Source organism: Microbacterium sp. zg.Y909 (assembly GCF_024626565.1).
Window position 1 is genome coordinate 1 of record NZ_JANJFJ010000679.1, and the last position, 1,114, is coordinate 1,114.

Here is a 1,114-nt window from a genome sequence, read left to right on the forward strand (position 1 = left end):
CCTCGCGCAGGAAGGCGACGACTGCGCCGTCGGGGCGGAGCCGTGGCGAGGCGTCGGCGACGCCGCGTGTCAGCCGGCGCGGGGCGCCGTCGGGCAGGTCGAGGCGCCAGAGCTGTCCGACGTCGCGGTTCGCGGACACATCGGGCCGCGAGGTGGCGAAGATCGCGAACGCACCGTCGGGCGACAGGGCGGGCCTTCCCACCGAGACGAGCGCGTCGATGTCCTGGGCCCGCATGAGGTCACTCGCCCTCGAACGAACCGGTGTCGCCCACGAGACGAGTGTGGTCCTCCGGTACCGGGTCGACCGCCGCCCGCGCGACCTCGGCGGCGAACTCCGACACGTTGTAGAGCTTGCCGGCCGACTCGCGCCGCGAGGCGATGGCTCCGGGGTTCGCCCGTTCGAGCAGGGTGGCGGTGATGGTGCCCTCGATCATGTCCCCCGAGACGACGACGAAGCCGATGCCGCGCTCGTCGAGCTCACCGATCCGCTCGCGCAGGGCATCCTCGCCGGCCCGCTTGGACAGAGCCACGACCTCGTACTCCGCCATCGTCGGCGTCGTGCGGATGAAGTGCGCCTGGTGGCTTGTGACGAACACGACGCGGGAACCCTCGTGCAGCAGCGGCAGCGCCGCCTGCAGCGCGCCGACCTGGGCGTCGCGGTTGAGGGTCAGTGCGTAGTCCTCCGCCATGCCGGACTCCATGCCGCCGGAGGCATTGAGCACGAGGATGTCCAACCCGCCGAAGGTGCGCTCCACCTCGGCGAACATCGCCCGCACGGCGTCGGCGTCGGTGAGGTCGGCCCCGACGACGAGCACCTCGACGCCGAGCTCACGCAGCTGCGTGGCCAGCTTCTCGGCGCGCGGCGCCTTGTTTCGGAAGTTTATGACGACGTTCGCGCCGGCCTCCGCGAGGTACCGCACCGTGTCGGCGCCGATTCCTCGGGACGAGCCGGTGACGAGCGCCGTCTTTCCACGAAGGGAGCCGGCAGGCAGGATCTGGGACATGGGCGGCGCTCCTGTCTCGGGGACCCGGAACGGGCGTCGCCGGGCCATCCGAGCCTAGCAAGCACCGGCGTCCTGACCCGGTGTTAGGGTTCCCTCAAGGACCGATGGAG

1 protein-coding gene and 1 pseudogene are annotated in these 1,114 nt (G+C 71.3%); both read right to left on the reverse strand.

Annotation, left to right across the window (positions count from 1 at the left end):
• Positions 1–235 (reverse strand): annotated as a pseudogene (locus NQ160_RS24080) (S9 family peptidase); the annotation flags it as partial.
• Positions 236–239: 4 nt separating this feature from the next.
• Positions 240–1,004, reverse strand: a complete 765-nt coding sequence (locus NQ160_RS24085; RefSeq protein ID WP_257517494.1) for an SDR family oxidoreductase — start codon at positions 1,002–1,004, stop codon at positions 240–242.
• Between the last annotated feature and the right edge of the window lie 110 nt (positions 1,005–1,114).

Excerpts from the sequence above, each read along its gene's own strand:
- NQ160_RS24085 (WP_257517494.1), bottom strand. The coding sequence starts at position 1,004 with ATGTCCCAGATCCTGCCTGCCGGCTCCCTTCGTGGAAAGACGGCGCTC.